The organism is Myxococcus sp. AM010 (assembly GCF_013372585.1).
Lineage (GTDB): Bacteria > Myxococcota > Myxococcia > Myxococcales > Myxococcaceae > Myxococcus > Myxococcus vastator.
In genome coordinates, this window is sequence record NZ_JABXEO010000064.1 from 13,164 (window position 1) to 31,484 (window position 18,321).

The 18,321-nt window shown below is 71.3% G+C and carries 16 protein-coding genes; 14 read left to right on the forward strand and 2 right to left on the reverse strand.

Going from position 1 to position 18,321, the window contains the following annotated elements; translation table 11 throughout:
* Positions 1-108: 108 nt before the first annotated feature.
* The 9 genes from HV826_RS25600 (at position 109) to HV826_RS25640 (ending at position 6,188) form a co-directional block, all read left to right on the forward strand.
* Positions 109-636 carry a hypothetical protein gene (locus HV826_RS25600; RefSeq protein ID WP_176419595.1) on the forward strand — a complete coding sequence of 176 codons (528 nt, stop codon included), beginning with the start codon at positions 109-111 and terminating at the stop codon, positions 634-636.
* A 172-nt stretch (positions 637-808) separates the two neighbouring features.
* Positions 809-1,159 carry a phasin family protein gene (locus tag HV826_RS25605; protein WP_176412683.1) on the forward strand — a complete coding sequence of 117 codons (351 nt, stop codon included), beginning with the start codon at positions 809-811 and terminating at the stop codon, positions 1,157-1,159.
* A complete protein-coding gene (locus HV826_RS25610; RefSeq protein ID WP_163783658.1) occupies positions 1,156-1,896 on the forward strand; it encodes a lytic transglycosylase domain-containing protein in 741 nt (246 codons plus the stop codon). The genes HV826_RS25605 and HV826_RS25610 overlap by 4 nt, the downstream gene beginning before the upstream one ends.
* A gap of 131 nt (positions 1,897-2,027) precedes the next feature.
* Complete coding sequence (locus HV826_RS25615) at positions 2,028-2,717, forward strand: hypothetical protein (RefSeq protein ID WP_176419596.1); 690 nt, start codon at positions 2,028-2,030, stop codon at positions 2,715-2,717.
* Positions 2,718-2,749: 32 nt separating this feature from the next.
* Positions 2,750-3,217, forward strand: a complete 468-nt coding sequence (locus HV826_RS25620) for a social motility and stimulation tgl protein (RefSeq protein WP_176419597.1) — start codon at positions 2,750-2,752, stop codon at positions 3,215-3,217.
* A 37-nt stretch (positions 3,218-3,254) separates the two neighbouring features.
* Entirely contained in the window at positions 3,255-4,016 is a 762-nt protein-coding gene (gene tgl / locus HV826_RS25625) for a social motility TPR repeat lipoprotein Tgl (RefSeq protein WP_176419598.1), read from the forward strand.
* Positions 4,017-4,038: 22 nt separating this feature from the next.
* Positions 4,039-4,425: a helix-turn-helix transcriptional regulator gene (locus tag HV826_RS25630; RefSeq protein WP_176419618.1), complete on the forward strand. Its 387-nt coding sequence runs from the start codon at positions 4,039-4,041 to the stop codon at positions 4,423-4,425.
* Positions 4,426-4,434: 9 nt separating this feature from the next.
* Positions 4,435-5,169: a DNA repair protein RecO gene (gene recO / locus HV826_RS25635; protein ID WP_176419599.1), complete on the forward strand. Its 735-nt coding sequence runs from the start codon at positions 4,435-4,437 to the stop codon at positions 5,167-5,169.
* Between the two features lie 23 nt (positions 5,170-5,192).
* The gene (locus HV826_RS25640; RefSeq protein ID WP_255208111.1) at positions 5,193-6,188 is read left to right on the forward strand and encodes a carbohydrate kinase; all 996 of its coding nucleotides are present in this window, start codon (positions 5,193-5,195) and stop codon (positions 6,186-6,188) included.
* Positions 6,189-6,245: 57 nt separating this feature from the next.
* Here the strand turns inward: HV826_RS25640 and HV826_RS25645 are convergent, their stop codons facing one another.
* The gene (locus tag HV826_RS25645; protein ID WP_176419600.1) at positions 6,246-6,734 is read right to left on the reverse strand and encodes a GyrI-like domain-containing protein; all 489 of its coding nucleotides are present in this window, start codon (positions 6,732-6,734) and stop codon (positions 6,246-6,248) included.
* Positions 6,735-6,789: 55 nt separating this feature from the next.
* Between HV826_RS25645 and HV826_RS25650 the strand changes: the two genes are divergently transcribed.
* The 5 genes from HV826_RS25650 (at position 6,790) to HV826_RS25670 (ending at position 16,398) form a co-directional block, all read left to right on the forward strand.
* Entirely contained in the window at positions 6,790-7,593 is an 804-nt protein-coding gene (locus HV826_RS25650; protein ID WP_176419601.1) for a MerR family transcriptional regulator, read from the forward strand.
* A gap of 16 nt (positions 7,594-7,609) precedes the next feature.
* Positions 7,610-9,466: an OPT family oligopeptide transporter gene (locus tag HV826_RS25655; protein ID WP_176419602.1), complete on the forward strand. Its 1,857-nt coding sequence runs from the start codon at positions 7,610-7,612 to the stop codon at positions 9,464-9,466.
* A 15-nt stretch (positions 9,467-9,481) separates the two neighbouring features.
* Positions 9,482-13,306: a serine/threonine-protein kinase PknK gene (locus HV826_RS25660; protein ID WP_176419603.1), complete on the forward strand. Its 3,825-nt coding sequence runs from the start codon at positions 9,482-9,484 to the stop codon at positions 13,304-13,306.
* Positions 13,307-13,467: 161 nt separating this feature from the next.
* On the forward strand, positions 13,468-15,012 hold the full coding sequence (locus tag HV826_RS25665) for a hypothetical protein (protein ID WP_176419604.1): 1,545 nt from the start codon (positions 13,468-13,470) through the stop codon (positions 15,010-15,012).
* 12 nt (positions 15,013-15,024) lie between these two features.
* Entirely contained in the window at positions 15,025-16,398 is a 1,374-nt protein-coding gene (locus tag HV826_RS25670; RefSeq protein WP_176419605.1) for a serine/threonine-protein kinase, read from the forward strand.
* A 3-nt stretch (positions 16,399-16,401) separates the two neighbouring features.
* Here the strand turns inward: HV826_RS25670 and HV826_RS25675 are convergent, their stop codons facing one another.
* Positions 16,402-17,751 (reverse strand): sigma 54-interacting transcriptional regulator, encoded by a 1,350-nt coding sequence (locus HV826_RS25675; RefSeq protein ID WP_176410666.1) that lies wholly within the window; start codon positions 17,749-17,751, stop codon positions 16,402-16,404.
* Positions 17,752-18,321: the final 570 nt, after the last annotated feature.

Sequence of the window (18,321 nt, forward strand, 5' to 3'; positions counted from 1 at the left end):
AGGGGCTCGTCGTTGGCTTGACGCTCATGGCGCGCTGCGTTAGCTGTTGGACATTGCAGTGACGCACCTGGTTACCGCCCGGCGAAAGCCGGGATAGGGGAGGACGGTATGGCCACGATGAAGACCGAGACCGAGGCGACGCAGAACGAAGTTCAGAGCTCCGAGGCCGCCGCGAAGAGCGGACTGGCGCAGAACGTGGAGAGCTTCCTGAAGGCCCAGCTGTCTCAGGCGCAGAAGCGCATCGAGGAGCTGGAAGGCGAAGCGGGCAAGGTGGTGAAGAGCTTGGAGTCCCGTGGGCAGGAGGCCGCCAAGGAGGCCCAGACGCTGTGGACGAAGTTCCAGGCGGGTGAGCTGCTGACGGATCCGCGCGTGCAGGAGCTGAGCAAGCGCGCCAACGAGGCCAGCACCGAGCTGGGCCGGCGCGTGGACGCCGCGGGCACCGAGCTGCGTAAGCGCATTGACGGCATCCAGACGCGCGTCGTCGAAGCCGTGGGCGTGGCCAGCCAGGCGCAGCTGAAGGACCTCAACAAGGAGCTGGCGAAGCTGTCCCGCAAGGTGGACTCGCTGCTGAAGCCGGTGCGCCGGGTGAATGGCGCGAAGCCCGCGGGCAGCCCCGCGTCCTCGCCGCGCGCCTGAAGTTTCGTCAAATCACGACAGGCAGTGTGACCTCTCCCTTTCGCAGAGTGCGAAAGGGAAGGGGGAGGCACATCGCCGTCGTTCCCTTCACGTCGGGGGTGTGCTTATTTCGGCCGTTCCCCGACCGGTTCGGGCCTGAACGTCCGGCCCGTACACCTCCCGGAGAGACCCCATGGACAGCAAGCCCGAGGCCCCCCGAGAGAAGAACCCCGTGACGGAGACGTTCGAGCGTCTCTGGAGCCAGGCCCTGCTGGCGGTGAACACGGCCGAGGAAGAAGCCTCGCGGGCCGTGCATCGCGTGGCCTCGGTGGCGGGTTGGAGCCAGGACGAGGTCAAGCGCCAGGCCCGGGAGTTCAGTGAGCGGCTGGTGGGCCACCGCAGGGATTTGGAGCACAACGTGGAAGAGCGCGTGCGCCAGGCCCTGACGAAGATGAAGCTGCCCCGCCGCGAGGAGCTGGCGGCCTTTGGGACCCGGCTGGACAAGCTCGCCGAGCGCATCCAGGCCCTGGAGCACCGGAAGTGAAAGCCCCCGCCCCTTCGGGCGGGAGGTCCTTCGGTACGCGGCTCTTCGAACGTCTCCACGCCTTCAGCTCGGGTTGTTCCCGGCTCCCGCTGCTCGCGGGCGCGGCGCTCGTCGTGTCCGCGCGACTGGTGCCGCTGCTGGAGGAGCGGCCGGTGCAGCCCGTGGTCCCGGGCGTCGTGGCGGCGGAGGTCATCTCCCCCGACGCGTCGCTGATTGACGCGGTGCTGGCGCGCCGTGCCCCGGACCTGGGCCTGACGCTGCGCCGGCAGCTCATCCAGGCCATCGCCGAGGAGGCAGGGCGGCTCGCGTATGATCCGCTGCTGATTCTGGCCATCATCGACGTGGAGTCCGACTTCACGGAAGACGCCGTGTCCGTGAAGGGCGCGCGTGGGTTGATGCAGATCAAACCCAGCACGCTGCACTTCCTGGCGGAGAAGGAAGGCCTGCGCCTGTCCCGCGAGGAAGTGACGGCGGACACCGCGCTCTGCGTGCGGCTGGGTATCCGTTACCTGCGCTCGCTGCAGGAGCGCTTCGGTGGGGACCTGGACCTGGCCTTGATGGCCTACAACGCCGGCCCCACGCGCATCCGCAACGCCATCAAGCAGGGCGAACTGGAGCGCTTCCGGCGCTATCCACGGGCGGTCCGCCGGGACTTCCGGCGCTTCCGTGAGGGCCACGGGCTGGGCGGTGACTGGGCCCTGGCGCAGCGCGAGGTACCTCCCGAGCCCATGCCCTGAAGTGGGCTTGGGTGAATCTCCGGGCAGTTGGGCCGCTCCAACGGGGTGCACGCGCGCCTTGTTCCGTCCCGCCGGGTGCGCTAAGCGTTCCAAGTGCCCGGGACTGTTGGAGATTCTCAGGAGTGACCCACATGAAGAAGCCCCTGTTCCCCAGCGCCGCGCTGGCCGCCGCCCTGGCCCTGGCCCCGTTCGGGGCTCACGCCGGCTCCGTCTTCCTCAATGGCGTCAAGATTGACGGCGTCACCAACCAGAAGTTCGAGAAGGCCACCGTCCGCATCGACGAGGCCGGCAACGTGCACATCGACGCGCCTGGCTACGCGGCCCGGGTGTCGACGGTGACGCCCGCGGCCCCCGCCGCGCCGGCGCCGGCGCCCGCCGCCGCTCCCCCTGGGACGGCCGCCCCCGCAGCGAAGGCGCCTCCCGCGGCGCAGCAGGCGCCCGGCGCACCCACGGCTCCTGGGCGCCTCACCCAGCGCTACTGGCTGGTGACGGAGCAGACGGTGCCGGGGATGACGGGGTACGACATCGACGTATTCATCAACTCCACGTGGCTGCGCAAGCTGCGCGGCAACGAGGACCAGGTGGTGGTGGACATCACCCGCAACCTGCGGCCGGGGGCGAACAAGGTGACGTTCATCGCCCGGAAGGGGAACCCCGGGGACGCGCGCAGCAGTTCGCCTGCCCACGTGTTTCGGGTCATCATTGGCGAGGGGAACGAGGGCGGCGGGAACGTGATGATCGACAATCCCCTTCTGCGCTTCCAGAAGACCGCGGCGGACACGCAGGATGCGACGCAGGAGTTCACCCTCACCACGCGCTGACAGGTGTGGGGCTTCGGGTAACGGAGACAACCGTGTTCAACCTCGACGAGCGCTACCGCGGGCTGCCCGCCACGCGGGAACAAATCCTGGCGCTGCACACCTCCCTCAACACGCCGCACGTGGCCATTCCGGGCAAGCAGGCGGGGCCGGCGCAGGCCTTCGTCGTGGGCCTCCGGGGAGGGCAGGGGACCGCGGCGGTCTTCGTCTACCTGTACCTGGCGGAGGCCGCGGACTGCGCGGTGTACCTGTCCGGCCGGCGCAACGCGTCGGCGGAGGAGTACCGCGACGACGAGGGAGACGCGCTGGCCTTCGTGGAGTCGCTCGGGTTCATGATGGATGACGCCAACTGGCGCGCGCTGGCCCCCGAGCAGCAGGACGAGCACCTCAAGACGTTGCCGGTGTTCTTCAAGGACCCGACGCTCGTGCCCGCCGTGGTGGCGCGCGCCGAGGAGAAGAAGAACGTCACCACCACCCTGGGCCGCTTCCTGGCCGCCTTCTGAGTCTCCGCCCCCTCACCCTCGTCGAGAGCCGCTCCCCATGTTCCGCCTTTCCACCGCGTCCTGTTCGCTCGCGCTCCTGCTGGTGTCCTCCGGTTGCTCCCACACGCCCACGGAGAAGGAGAAGCGGAGCGCCGAGATTCACTACGACCTGGCGCTGCAGGCCCAGCAGGCCGGCGAGCTCCAGGAGGCGCTGCGCGAGCTGCAGCTGTCTCTGAAGAACGACCCGGACTACCCCGACGCGAACAACGCCATGGGCATCCTGTTGCACCTGGCGTTCCGCCGTCCCGACGAGGCCGTCAAGCACTACACCAAGGCGCTGGAGGTTCGCCCCGACTTCTCCGAGGCGCGCACCAACCTGGCCAACGTGCACCTGGACCAGGGCCGCTACGACGACGCCATCAAGCTTTATGAGTTGGTCCTCAACGACATGCTCTACCCGACGCCCTTCATCGCCCAGGGAAACCTGGGGTGGGCGTACTACAAGAAGGGTGAGGCGGAGCGCGCGGTGGAGAGCATCAAGGCCGCGGTGACGACCAACCCCAGCTTCTGTTTGGGCTACAAGAACCTGGGGCTCATCTACGACGAGACGGGGCGCACCTCCGAGGCGTGCCGCCAGTTCACGCACTACCGCGAGAATTGCCCGGACGTGGCGGAGGCGTACATGCGTGAGGGCGTCTGTCAGGCGAAGCTGGGGCAGGTCGATGCGGCGAAGGAGGCCTTTGCCACCTGTGAGAGCAAGGCGAAAGCTGGTGAACAGGTGATGAAGGACGACTGCCGGAGGCTGCTGGAAAAGCTCTAGCGCGTTGGGTATCTGGGGACCCGTGGACCACGTCGACTTCGGCAAATATCTGAGCCAGCAGCGAGAGCTCCGAGGACTCTCGCGTGACGACGTCGCGCGGGAGACCAAGATTCCTCCCACGCTCATCACCGCGCTGGAGGCCGGGCAGGTGGAGCGGCTGCCCTCGCGCATCTTCGTGGTGAACTACATCCGCGCGTACGCGCAGGTCATCGGCATGTCTCCGGAAGAGGCCGTGCTGCGCTACGAGGAGGTGGACAAGTCCGTCCCGGCGCCATCGCCCGTGCAGTTGGAGCAGGAGCGGCGCAAGCGGGCCTACGTGGGGCTGTCCGTGCTGCTGGCGGCCCTGCTCCTGGGTGTGTACCTGTTCCTGGTGCTGAGCGGAAAGCTCCCCAACCCGCTCGCGGGTTGAAGCATCTCCATGGAGCGATACGACGACGACGCGCTCGTGCTGTCCTCGGTGGACTATGGCGAGTCCGACCGGCTCGTCACCTTGCTGACGCGCGAGCACGGGAAGCTGACGGCCTTCGCGGCGGGCGCACGCAAGAGCAAGCGGCGCTTCGCCGGCGCGCTGGAGCCGTTCATGCGGCTGCGCGTGCACATCGTCGAGACGCGCGGCAGCACGGTGCGGCTGGACGGCACGGACATCGTCGCGGGCTTCTATGCGGCGCGCGAGGACCTGTCCCTGATTGCCCGGGCCCTGTACGCGGTGGAGCTGTGCCGCGAGCTGACGAAAGACCATGAGCCGCAGCAGGAGCTGTTCGCCCTGCTGGAGTCGTACCTGACGCGGCTGGATGCGAAGGAGGCCGGGCCCACGTCGCTCCTGGCCTTCGAGCTGTTCGCGCTGGCGCACGCGGGGTTGATGCCTCGCTTCGACACGTGCGCGCTGTGTGGCGGCGCGCCGGGCGAGCGGCCCCGCTTCGACCAGGCCCATGGCGGCGCGGTGTGTGAGCCGTGTGGCGCCCGTGCGCGTGAGTCCGTGGCGGTGCCGGTGGCGCTGCTGTCGGGCCTGCGCGCGCTCCAGGAGGGGGCTCGCACGCCGCTGCCTCCGGACCTGCGCGCGCGTGCTCGCGGCCTGCTCAACGTCTTTATCGCCCATCACCTGGGCCGCCGCCTCAAGAGCGTGGACTTCATGGCCCAGGTGGGCCTGGACTGACGGAGTTCGGAAGCGAGGGGCTCATGCCGCCGCCGGATGTCGTGTGCTTTGGCGAGACGTTGGTGGACTTCCTCCCGGCGGCTCCGGGGCACCGGGTGCGCGACGTGCCCGCGTGGCATCCGTGTCCCGGTGGCTCGCCGGCGAACGTCGCGGTGGGGCTGGCCCGGCTGGGGCTGCGCCCGGCCATGCTGGGCGTGGTGGGCGCGGATGAGTTCGGTCACTTCCTTCGCGAGCGATTGGCGGCGGAGGGCGTGGAGGTGAGCCACCTGCGTCAGACGGCGGAGGCGCGCACCGGACTGGTGTTCATCTCCCTGGATGGGAAGGGCGAGCGCAGCTTCACCTTCTTCCGGACACGCTCCGCTGAGTTCCTGCTGGGGCACGCGGATGTCGACGCGGCGTTCCTGTCGGGGGCGAAGGCGGTGCACTGTGGCTCCAACTCGCTCCAGTGGCCGGAGGCGCAGGAGGCCGCGGTGCGGATGCTGGGCCTGGCGCGCGACGCGGGGCTCATCGTGAGCTGTGACCCCAACCTGCGGCTGCATGCATGGGAGGACACGTCTCTGCTGAAGGGCCTGCTGGCCCGGATGCTGCCGCTGTGCACCGTGGTGAAGCTCTCCGAGGAGGAGATTGGCTTCGTCACCGGGACGGAGGTGCCCGACGAAGCGCTGACGCGACTGGCCGCGATGGGCGTGCCGCTGCCCGTGGTGACGCTGGGCGAGCGTGGCGCGCTGCTGCTGTGGAAGGGGGCGCGCATCCACGTCGCGGCGCCGCTGACGCGCGTCGTCGACACCACCGGTGCTGGTGATGGTTTCGTCGCGGGCCTGCTGCATGGGCTGGTGCGCTGGTACGGCGGCGCCGAGGGGCTGCGCGACGCAACAGGTGCGGAGCTGGCGGCGCTGGCCTCGTTCGCGTGCGAGGTCGGCGCCCGTGTGGTGGAGAGGCTTGGCGCGGTGGAGGGCCTTCCTCGTGCGGAGGCGCTGGCCCGGGTCATGCCGTCGCGTCCGGCCAGGCCTGGCGCGTAGAACGGCGCCGCTGATGTCGTCGCGCCCCCTCGCGGACAGCCCCTGGTGCGAAGTCGCTCAGGAGGCCAGTGGCGTGAGCAGCTCGTAGTCGAAGCGCTCGTACGGCGGTGTGACGGGCTGTCGACGTTGGTCGTACCGCTCCAGCACGTAGGCGGCGGGCTCCGAGCGCCTGCCTTGCGCCTGAAGCCAGGCCGCCAGCCGACTGTAGGCCGCGTTGATGGCGTCCGCCGTGCCCTGCACTGGCGTCATGGCGTAGTCGCGCGCGGGAATCATCAGCGTCTGTAACCCGTCAGTGACTGCGTCGAGGTCCCGAACCTCGGTGGTGACCCAGTACCGGTAGACGGGGTCAGCGCCCGGCTGCTCGTGGTCGCTGCCCGGCACGCAGCCATGGAACAGGTCGCGGTCCACCACGCCGGGCAGTCCGTCCACGCGCGAGAGGAGCTCCAGCCACGCCAGCGGGACGCGGTGGCTCAGCTCGCTGCGCCGGCCGACGACCTTGATGCCCACCAGCTTGATTTCACCTCGGGAGACGATGGAAACGTTCATGGTTTCCAAACCCTCCACCTTGAAGCTGGTTCAACCTCAAGGGGAAAGCCTCCGGATGCTGACGATTTCCCAGTTCGCGGACCGATGTGGCCTGGCACCGAGCGCGCTGCGCTTCTATGAGCGCAAGGGCCTGCTGCTGCCCTCCGCGAGGCGCGCGAATGGCTACCGCGCCTACGCTCCTGGACAGGTCGGAGAAGCGCGCTTCATCAGCAGCCTGCGCGCCGCGGGCATTTCACTCTCCGCCATCCGTGAGTTCCGCCGAAGAGACGCACGGACGCGCGAGGTGATGCTCACGTCATGGCGGCAGGACCTTTCCGCGCGGCTGCTTTCGCTCCAACTGGCGGACCAGTACCTCCGGGGGCTCGGCGCGTCGCCGGGGCCGCGGGTCCACCTGGAGCACTGGGCCGAGCCGTCCGTGCTCGTGTGGTTCCCCGTCACAGCTCCGCCCGGGCCCCTGGCGTTCCGCGCCGCGGTGCCCGGGTGGAAGCAGGCGCTCGAGCGTCGGGGCGTCCCCGTGCTGACGAGTGGCTACGTCCGCACGCTCGACGTGGTGGATGGGCAGCTCCTGGGCGAGGTGGGCTTCCGCATCAAACCCCGCCGGCGTCTTCCTCCAGGAAGCCGCCGGCAGGAGATGGCGCCGACCCTGTTCGCGACGCTGGAGTGCGCCGTCCGCGATGACGTGGCCGCGCACCGCGTGTTCCGCTTCCTGGCCGAACTGGGATTCCGCCCCGATGGACTCCACCTGGAGCGCTACCTGCCCGGCGTCGCGGACCGGTACCTCCTGATGCTGGGCGTGCGGCGCCTGCGCCCAGCGGTGGAGAATGGGGAAGGGGGCTCGTCCCCGAGGGCCTCGGAATGAAAAGATGGAACGGCCCATGTCTCAGCCCGTCCCCCAAGATGACTCCGAGGAAGTGGCACCGACGCAGGCCCCGCTGACGCTGCTGCGAATCCCGGGGGACTCCCCCGAGGCCCTGGACACCTTCTGGCTGCGCGAGGTCTTCCAGGCAGACAGGGTGCCGCAGCTCACCCTGCGGGCGGTGCTGCTCGGGAGTGGCATTGGCGCCATCACCTGCGCCACCAACCTCTACGCGGGCCTGAAGATGGCCGTGGCCTTTCCCGTGGCCATCACCGCCGCGTTGCTCGCGCATACGGCACACGGCGCGATGCGGCGCGTGGCGCCTGGCGTCGCCGGTGCGCCGCTCTCACCTTTGGAGACGTGCTCCGCGCAGGCGGTGGCGTCGTCCGCGGGCTATGCGACGGGCGGCGCCCTGGTGTCTGTCCAGGGCGCCTGGTTGCTCACGACGGGCAGTCATCCTCCCGGGTGGGCGCTGCTCGCGTGGACCTTCCTCCTGTCCGCGCTGGGGGTGCTCTTCGCGGTGCCCCTCAAGCGCAAGCTGGTGGACCACGAACAGCTCCCGTTCGCCACGGGCACGGCCGCGGCGGCGACCATCCGCGCGCTTCACACCACGGGCGTGTCGTCCCGTCCGCGGCTGTCGATGCTGGGCCTGGGCGGTGGTATCGCCGCGCTCGTCACCCTGGTGCGGGATGGGCTGGGCCGTCTTCCCTACGTGTTTCCGTTTCCCGGGACGCTGAGCGGGGTGTCGCTGGAGCGCCTGGGCTTCGGCTTCGAGACGAGCCTGCTTCCGCTGGGCGCGGGCGCGCTGCTGGGGCTGCGGCTCACCGCGTCCTGGCTCCTGGGGGCGCTGCTCATCCACGGCGTCGTGGCGCCGCGCGTGTTCACTTCGGGGCTGCTGCCTCCAGAGGGGGACTTCCTCGCCTGGAGCCTCTGGCCGGGAACCGCGGCGCTCACCACCGCGTCGCTGTTGCACTTCGCGCTGGAGGGCCGCGTCCTGGGGCGCGCGTTGAAGGGGCTCTTCAAGCGCTCCGCCGTGACGCCCCATCCAGTGGACGCGCTGCAGGTGCCGGGACGCTGGCTGCTGGCGGGCCTCGCGGTGTTGACGCCCGCCACGCTCGCCGTGGCCAAGGTGGGCTTTGGTGTTCCCCTGCCACACGCCGCGCTCGCGGTGGCGTTGTCCTTCGTGCTGTGTCTCATCGCCTGCCGCGTCACCGGGGAGACGGACGTCACGCCCGTGGGCCCGCTGGGGCAGGTGACGCAGATGACCTATGGCGTGCTGCTGCCTCGCAATGTGGAGGCGAACCTCGCCACCGCGGGCATCACCGTCAACGCGGCGTCGTCCGCGGCGGACCTCCTCAGCGACGTGAAGACAGGACACCTGCTGGGCGCCCATCCCCGGCGCGTGTTCCTGGCGCAGCTCATGGGCTGCGCGGTAGGGGCCGCCGCGGTGGTGCCGCTGTTCTTCCTGCTGGTGCCGGACCGCTCGGCGCTGGGAGGCGAGCGCTTCCCCGCACCCGCCGCCACGGTCACCGCCAGCATCGCCCAGGTGCTGGCTTCGGGCCTCTCGGGGTTGGAGCCGGGCACGCGTGCGGCGCTCGGCTGGGCCGCGCTGGCCGCCGCCGTCCTCACACTGGCGGAGCGGCTGCTTCCCACGCGGGTGCGACACTGGGTGCCGTCGCCCCTGGGCATGGGCCTGGCCTGCCTGTTGCCGGCCTCCACCGCGCTGGGGTTCTTCCTGGGCGGCGTGGCGGCGGCCTTGGCCCGCAGGGCGCAGCCAGGGGCGCAGGAGGGGCGGGTGGTGACGCTGGCCGCCGGCCTCATCGCGGGCGAAGGGCTGGTGGGGGTTGTCATCGTCCTGAGCCAGGCGCTCTGGTAACCTTCGTCTCACCCCATGCGCTGTCCGGTCTGCCACCGCCGTCTCGCCACCGGCGCGGTGTGTCCTGTGCATGGCCAGCGCGCTTCGTCGCCTGGCCCTGACGCGGAGCCCCTTCCGCTCCCGGACGTGCCAGGTTTACGCCCCGCGGCCTTGCTGGGCTCGGGTGGCTTCTCACACGTCTTCACCGCGTACCGCGAGGAGGATGGCCGTGAGGTCGCGCTCAAGGTGGGACGGCCGCCTCACCGTGAGCGCTTCGCCCGGGAGGCCGCCGCGCTCCACCGCGTCGGCGCGCCGACGACGCCCGCGCTCCACCAGTCGGGGGTGGTCCGAGGGCGGCCGTTCCTCGTCATGGAGCGGCTGCATGGCCAGACGCTCGCCGCGTGGATGGCGGCGCTGCCGGGTTCGGGGGCGGCGTCAGTGCCCCGCGTGCGCGAGCTGCTCAGTGGCCTCTGCGCCGCCCTGGAGCGCGTCCATGCCGCGGGCGTGGCCCACCGTGACCTCAAGCCGGAGAACATCTTCCTGCGTGAGGGAGGGGCGCTCAGCCTGCTGGACCTGGGACTCGCGCGGTTCCTGGACACGCCTGACGACGAAGCGCGCCCGGAGGCAGCGGGCCTGACGCTCGTGGGGCAGCGGCTGGGTACGCCCGATTACATGGCACCTGAGCAGTGCCTGGACGCACGCGAGGCCGGCGCCGCCGCGGATGTCTACGCGCTGGGCGTCCTCCTGTACGAGCTGCTCACCGGCGCGCCGCCCTTCCTCGGCGGGGCCGAGGAGATTCGCCACGGGCACGTCAGCCTTCGCCCAGCCCGGGTGTCGGCCCGCGCGCCCGTGCCGACGGCGCTCGACACGGTGCTGTCGCGGTGTCTGGCGAAGGCGCCCGCCGAACGCTTCCCGCGCGCTTCGGCCGTGCTCGCCGCGTTTGATGCCGCGTGCAGCCAGTCCCTGTCCATGGCTCCGCCGGAGGGTGCGCCCGCCGCGGTGCCCACGTCGTCCGGGCCGGGGGCCGGCGAGCGGTGGGTCGCGCTGCTGGGCGTCCGCGCGGACCTACCGGTCGATGCGCTTCGGCCGACCTTCGAGCCTCAGGGCGGCACGCTCGCGCGCGTCCGCACACGGGGCTATCTGGTCGGGTTCTCCGAGTCCCTGTCCGCCGAGGCCAACCTTCGCGCAGGTGCACTGGTGGCGCGCAAGCTGATGGAGGAGGGGAAGGCCGCCACCGTCCTGCACCTGGCGCGACTGCACGTTCATCCAGGCGCCACGACCACGCGCGTCGCGGGGCCCGCGCTGGAGGCCGTGGGGGACTGGTGGCCGGAAGACCTCGCCCTGGGAGAGGCGCGCGTCACTGCCTCCGCCGCGGCGCGGTTGGGGCCGGGCGCCACGGAGCCATTGTCCGATGGCGCGCGCCTGCGACTGCACGACGGTGGCGCGGCCACGTCCTCCTCGGATGCGCCGTCCCTGTCGGGCCGCGATGCCGTCCTGGCGGCGCTGGAGGCCGAAGCCTCACGCTGCATCGAAGAGGGGGTCCCGGGCCTGTGTGTTCTCACGGGCGACGTGGGGCACGGCACGTCCCGTGTCCTAGAGGCGCTGGCCACCCGGCTGGAGGCCGCGGGGCGGTGTCTCGTGGTGCGGCTCCGCGCGCCCGCTCCCGATGCCGCGTCCTCGGAGTCGTTGCTGGACGCGCTGAGGGCCACCGCCGAGCCACCGCGCGTCGTCCAGGCGCCGGGCCTTCCGCTCGTGGATGAGCGACACGCCGCCGCGCGCGCGCTCGCCGAGGGGCTCCAGCGCCAGGCTCACGAAGCCCCCCGTGTGTTGCTCGTCGACGACGCGCACCTGGCGGACCCCACCAGCCTGGACGCACTGGAAGTCGCCACCCTGGCCGGCGTGCGTGCACCGCTCTGGGTCTGTGTCGCCGCGCGGCCCGCGTTGCTCGGGTTGAGGCCGCACCTGGGTGAGCGCAGCGCCCGCGTCGCGCGAATCGCACTGCCGCCGCTGACGCCCGAGGCGAGCCGTTCCCTGTTGCTGCAGCTGCTGCGACCCGCGGAGCACGTCCCCGAGCCGGTGCTGGCGCGGCTGGAACAGCTGGCGCAGGGCGTCCCCTTGTCGTTGGTGGAGCTCGCGGGCGCGCTGCGGGCCGCGGGGGCCCTGCGGGCGTCCCCTGGGGGCGGGTGGTACATCGCGCCGGACGCGTTGCTGGACGTCTCCGTGACGCCGCTCTTCGAGCGACTCGCCGCGCGGGCGCTGGCCGGACTCCCCGCGGCACACCGAGTTCTTGCGCGGCTGTGCGCGGTGCTGGGAACGGAGGTGGAGGTGTCCCGGGTGGATGCCGCCCTGCGACACCTGGCGCCGAGCGAGGACCTGGCGCGCGTGACGTCGCTCGACGCGGGGGCCGGGCTCCAGCGGCTGGCGCGCTCGGGGCTGCTACGGCCCACGGCGCCGGGCCACTTCGCCTTCCGTCACCCCTTGCTGCGCGAGGCGCTGGAGGCCTTGCTGCCGGCGTCCTCGCGTCGCGTCCTCCACGCCGCGGCGCTGCGTGCCACGCCCCGGGACGGGATGGCCGAGCGCCGTCGCTGGGCCCACCATGCCGCGGCCTGTGGCGCTCACGCGGAGGCCACCACGGCGTTCCTCGCGCTCGCGGAGTCCGCGCGCCGCGCGCACCTGTCCGTCGAGGCGGAGCAGCACTACACGCGCGCGCTCGCGTTGTTGCCGGAGGGAGAAGTGGAGCGCAGGGCCCTGGCGCTGTCGGGGCGTGGGCGCGTCCGCCACCGGCTCCAGCGCTTCCGGGAGGGGCTGGCGGACCTGGGCGCGGCGCGGGCGCTGGCCGTGGCTCGTGGTGACGAGGCCCAGCAGGTGGAGCTGCTCCTGGAGGAAGCCACCGCGCGCGACTGGATGGAGGACGTGGAGGGCTCCTCGGCTTGTACGCGTGAGGCCTTGGAGCGCATCGAGCGGCTGGATGAGCCTCGCCTGTCCTTGCGCTGCTCGCTGGCCCGTGGCCGGCTCCACGTGCGGCTGGGCGAGTGGGGCGCCGCCGTGCGCGTCCTCACTGGCGTGGTGGAAGGCGCGGAGCGGGCACATGACCACGAGACGCTCGTGGTGTCGCTGGCGCTGCTGGGCTCGGCGCTCACGTTCCTGGACCGGACCGACGACGCCGCGTCCCACTTCGACCTGGCGCTGCTGCGCTGTGAGCAGGCCGGGGACGCACTGCACCGGGCCGCCACGTTCATCAACCGCGTGCTGCTGTGGTTGCGCCTGGGGGACGTGGCTCGCCTGGAAGAGGACCTGCGCCGCGCGATGGCGCTGGGCCGGGAGCTGGGCCATGCGCAGGTGGAGCGCTGGTCCACCTTCAACCTCGCCGAGGTGCTCTACATGCAAGGCCGCCTGGAGGAGGCGCTGCCGCTGGCCCGGCGTGCTCACGAGCTGGGGGTGCGCTTCTTCCGTGAGCATCCCGTCCCGGTGGATGCGTTGCTGCTCGGGCGCCTGGCCGCCGCGCTGGGCGACCTGGAGGAGGCGACGCGGCAGCTCCGGTGGATTGACGCCCACTGCCCGCCCGAATCGCTGCCCCCTACCGCCGTCATGCGCAGGCTGGTGGAGCTGCAGGTCCAGGACGCACGGGGCGGTGGCTCGGCGCGGGAGGCGTGGCTGGCCCTGGCGGACGACGCGGACACCCTGGCTTCGGCGGATGAGAAGGCGGAGATACTCCTCCAGGCCGCCCAGGGCGCGCTTCAGGCGGGACGCGCCGACGAGGCGCGCACCTGGGTGCTTCGAGCCGAGCGCGCGGTGGAGGAGGGCGCGCCCCTGTGGCGAGCCCGCCTGGAGTCCCTGCGGGCCGCCCTTTTCAACGTGTAACGAGAAATGTCACTGTCTGGCGGCGGTGTGACGTGAAGCGCTACGCGAATGCTGCCCGCAGATCTGCTCTCATGTCACCGCACACAACCTCCCAGGCTGGCTCGGCACATGCTTGCTGGGAGGAAGCTCTCCTTCCTTCCGTCGTTCCTGGAGGACGTCTCATGGCCCTTGGTTCGCCTCGCCTGTTGGCGGTTACCTCGCTCCTGTTTTTCGCCCTGTGGGGTTGCGGAACCGGGCCTCACGAAGAGGAGACGCCCACGGTAGGGGCGCAGGTGTCGGAGATTCGCATCGCCAACGCGCTCACGACGCAGGCGCTGGTGCTCAACGCCATCTCCACCAACGCCGAGTCCAACGAGCTGCTGGGAACCTCGGCCCTGCTCCAGCTGTTCCACCCCACGCTGGGCGACGCGAACACGCGCCGACGGCTGCATGACCCCAATGCGCAGCGGTTCATGGAGTACCTGGTGGGCTGCGCGCTGACGCCTGAACAGGAGGTCGCCTATTACGACCCGCGGCTGCCCAGCCCCGGCATCCGGAAGTGGGTTGGACAGGCGGGGCTCTGCCCTGATTGGGCCACCGCCGCGCCGTCGGAGGAGTGCCTGGAGCGCGTCTCCGCGTGCGTGCTGGCGCGCAACAACGCGGAGGGCCGGCGCGTGGAGCTGTCCATGCGCGGCGAGCACCAGTTCTACGCGTCGGGGCCCAACATCTACACGCTGGATGCGAAGACGCTCCCGGCCCGGCACGCTCCCATCACGGGCAGTCCGCTGGCCAGCTTCGAGGACTGCGTCCTGGGCGAGTCAGGCGCGCAGCGTGACTGCGGTTGGACGCCGGATGGCATCGGTAGCTGCACGCCCTCCTCGACCGTCGTGGTGGGCGCTGGCGGCCCGCTGTCCTGCGCGGGGCCGTCTCCCACGCTGGGCTCCAGTGTGAATGGGCCCGCCGCCCTGCGGGTGTGCCAGGGCATCGCGGGGTGCGACCATTTCGACGGGCGCAACCTGGGCGAGGCGACCGGGACATGCGGGGCCGCGCCCGCCAATCCGGTGGTCGTCTTCACCTGCCCGGCCGGGGGCTACTACAGCGTGATGACCGCGCCGGCTTCGAGCACGACCGTGGGGCTGGTGGCGAACGTCGAGTCTCATCCGGACTCCGCGTCCACCTATGGTCTCTCCGAGCAGCAGGTCTATGCCGTGCGCGAGGGCGCGTTCTACGGAAACATCTTCGTGCCGGGCGAGCTGGGGGCGGAGGTGGAGGTCGTGGCGCTGGGCGAGGGAGACAAGCGGCAGTACGTGGTGGTGGGCGCCGACGTCATCGTGCGCGGCTCCATCTACCGGAAGATGTTCTCCTGCTACGACCCGGCCTGGTCCAGCGGGGCGGCGTACGCGGCGAACCGCGTCTGCGCGCTGCCCACGTCGGGCTCCAACTGCGCCGCGCGCGTGACGGGGGCCTGCTTCATGTCCCTCAAGCCGCCGGTGGCCGGCAAGTGCCTGGTCCAGGATGGGCCCCTCACGCCGGGGGACGGTGACTACGAGCTGTGCCGCGACCATACCAACGCGCTGTGGACGGAGTCGGTGACCACCTACCTCCATGCCCCGTGTGACACGGTGCCGAAGGAGCAGCGCGCCCAGTCCTGCGTGCGCGCGGCGGTGCCCACCGAGCAGCTGCCTCCGGTGGGGGAGCTGCCCTTTCCCTTCCCTCGGAAGAAGTAGGCCACCTGCCGCATGGCGCCGGGTGACGAAGAGGCCCTTTATGGCGAGGAGCTGGGCGTCGGCGCCCTGGTGTCGGACTGGCTGGTGGAGCAGGTCCATTACCGGGGACCTGTCTCCACGCTCTACCGCGCCCGTCATGTCCGCACGGGCGGGCCCGCGGCGCTGAAGGTCCTGCTCCCGCAGCCCTCGGACGTCGCGCTGCGCCGCTTCCGCCGGGAGGCGGAGACACTCCAGCGGTTGAGCCATCCGCACATCGTCGATGTGCTCGGCTATGGGACGCTCGCGGACGGGCGGCCCTTCATCGCGATGGAGTGGCTGGAGGGGAGGGACCTCGCAGCGGAGCTGGCCTCACGCGGGCCGCTGTCGCCGGGAGAGGCGCTGGAGGTGCTGGAGCAGGTGGGCGGCGCGCTGCGTGCCGCCCACCAGGCCGGCGTCGTGCACCGCGACTTGAAGGCCCAGAACGTGGTGCGCTTGAGCACGGGCGGTGGCGCGCCGCGCGTGAAGCTGGTGGACTTCGGCGTGGCGAAGGGGCTGACGCCGGATGCGCCGGGCGCGTCCACGCTCACGCTGACGGGCGTCTCCCTGGGCACGCCGCTGTCCATGGCGCCCGAGCAGATTCGCGGCGAGCCGCCCGACGCCCGCACGGACCTGTACGCGATGGGCGTGCTGCTCTTCCAGCTCGTCACCGGACAGCCGCCGTTCCAGGGGGCAACCCGGCACGAGGTGGAGGACCTGCACCTGAATGCGCCGCCTCCTCGGCCCAGTGAGCGCGCCCCGGTGCCGGCCGCGCTGGATGCCGTGGTGCTGCGCAGCCTGGGAAAGCGGCGCGAGGACCGCTACCCGGACGTCGATGCCTGGCTCGACGCGCTCCGGCGCGCGGTGAAGGGCAGCCCCACGAAGGACGCCCCCATGCTCGCCGTGGCGCTGTACGCGGAAGCCCGGCTTCACGGCGCGGTGGAGCCTTCCGCCTTGGAGCGGCTGGATGTGTTGCTGGAGCGCGTGGGGGGAGCCGCGCGCGCCGCGGGGCTGGACGTGCGGCTGGAGGGGAGCGGCTGCCTGCTGGCCTTCGCGCCGCTGCCTCCGGACGCAGGGGCGGAGCAGGCCGCGCGAGCACGCGTCCTTCACGCCGCGCTGGCCCTGGTGGAGTTCGTGGCGGCGAGCGAGGCGCCGCGCCCGGTGGACCTGGCCATCACCGTTCACGTCGCGGAGCTGCCTGGCGAGGCTGGTGGCGGCGGTCTGCTGCACCTGCCGGGCTGGGTCGCGGAGCCACCGGGGACGGACCTGGTGGCGACCTCGCGTGCGCTCGAGGGCCTGGAGGCGGGCTTCCTGGCGACGCCCGTGTCCGCCGCGGGGCTGGGGTGCTGGCGCGTCAGCCGCCCGCGTTGAGGCTCACGGCTTGATGCCGTGGCGTCGCAGCAGGCGGTAGAGGTGGACGCGGTCCATGCCGGCGGTGACGGCGGCCTGGGCCACCTTGCCCTGGTGCTTCTCCAGCAGCGCGCGCAGGTAGCGGCGCTCGAAGTCGTCGACGACGTGCCGCCGCTGGTCGGCGTACGGCTGCGAGGGGTCCACCTCGGGCGGGCCGGAGCGGCGGGCCTCTTCCTCGGAGAGCTCCACGGCCTCCTCGAAGACGAGGCAGCGCTCCAGGTAGTTGCGCAGCTCGCGCACGTTGCCGGGCCACGCCGCGTGCCGCAGCCTGGCCAGGAAGTCCTGCGTGCGCAGCGCGCCCGTGCGCTCGCGGTCCGCGCCGAGCAGGTCGAGGATGCCCTCCACGAGCATGGGCAGGTCCTCCGGGCGCTGACGCAGCGGTGGAAGCAGCAAGCGCAGCACCGCGAGCCGGAAGAAGAGGTCGGAGCGGAACCGGCCCGCGTTGACCTCCGCGCGGAGGTCCCGGTGCGTGGCGGCGAGGAGGCGCACGTTCACCGGTTGATAGGTGTTGCTGCCCACGCGGCGAATCTCGCGGTTCTCCAGCACGCGCAGCAGCTTGGGCTGCAGCTCCGGGGGCAGCTCGCCAATCTCGTCCAGGAAGACGGTGCCTCCGTCGGCTTCCTCGAAGACGCCCGCGCGGCGCTGGACGGCGCCGGTGAACGCGCCCTTCTCGTGGCCGAACAGCTCGCTCTCCAGCAGGTGCTCGGGGATGGCGCCGCAGTCCACGATGAGGAAGGGGGCGTCTCGCCGGGGACTGGCCTGGTGGATGGCCAGCGCGGCCTGGCTCTTGCCGGTGCCCGTCTCACCTTCGAGCAGCACCGTCACGTCGCGGCCCGCCGCGCGCTCCATCATCGCGAAGCAGCCGCGCATGGCCACGGAGGCACCCACCAGCGTGCCGAAGCGCGTGCTCTCCGACAGCGGCAGGCGGTTGTTCTCCGCGCTGAAGTCGAAGCGCAGCACCACGCGTCCCAGGCGCAGCAGGCTGCCGCTGCGCAGCACGCCCTCCACCACCTGCACCCCGTCGACGATGACGCCGTTGAGGCTGTCCAGGTCCTTCACCTGGGGGCCCCGAGGCCCGATGCGCACCTCGCAGTGGAACCGTGACACCGTGGAGTCCTCCACGGCGAAGTCGTTCAGCGGGTGTGAGCCCACCGAGCACGTGTCGCCCGTGGACTCCCACGTCGTCCCCATGTTCGGACCTTCCGCCACCGTGAGCCGGAACCGGCGCACCGTGGAGGCGTCATAGCCCCGGCGTGCGTGCTCGTAGGGCAGCGTGACGTGCAGCGGCGTCTCACCCCCACCTTCGACTTCCATCCTCCATTGCGATTCGCCCTTCACGTCCGGCGAGGAGGGTGCGGCCCGAGCCCGATCCAGTGCAGACATGGAAGTCAAGATATCACGGGGGCCGACATCCGAACGCTTCTCTCCCGGGCTCATTTTTATTGTGGGGTGGGTATTGGCCGCCCGCTCTGGGAGCAAGGCAGGGCCCGCGCGGAAGGCGCGGCGTCTCCGGGGTTTCCGCTAGTCGAGGCTGTCTGGACCTCTTCGCCTGAGAGCGCTGTGTCACAGCGGACTCGGAGTGTCACGGACCCCACAAGTCGACGCGAGCGGTCGCGCCGGTGAAATCACAGACATGACACCGCGGGTGCCGCGCGGCGCCACATCCGCCCCGGGGGACTTCATGTCTGTCATTTCACGTTCACCGAACATGACGCGGGGTGCCCCGAGTACCCGCGCGTGCGTGTTGCCGCGGCGCGTCCGGCGCTGGTCCCCGAGCTGTTGGAGGACGCGTGGCGGCGGAGCGGGCGCGGGGCGCGGACTGACGCCAGCGTTTTCGCGGCGGGCGTTGGCAGGCCCGGCATTCAATGCGAGTCTCTGGGAGAA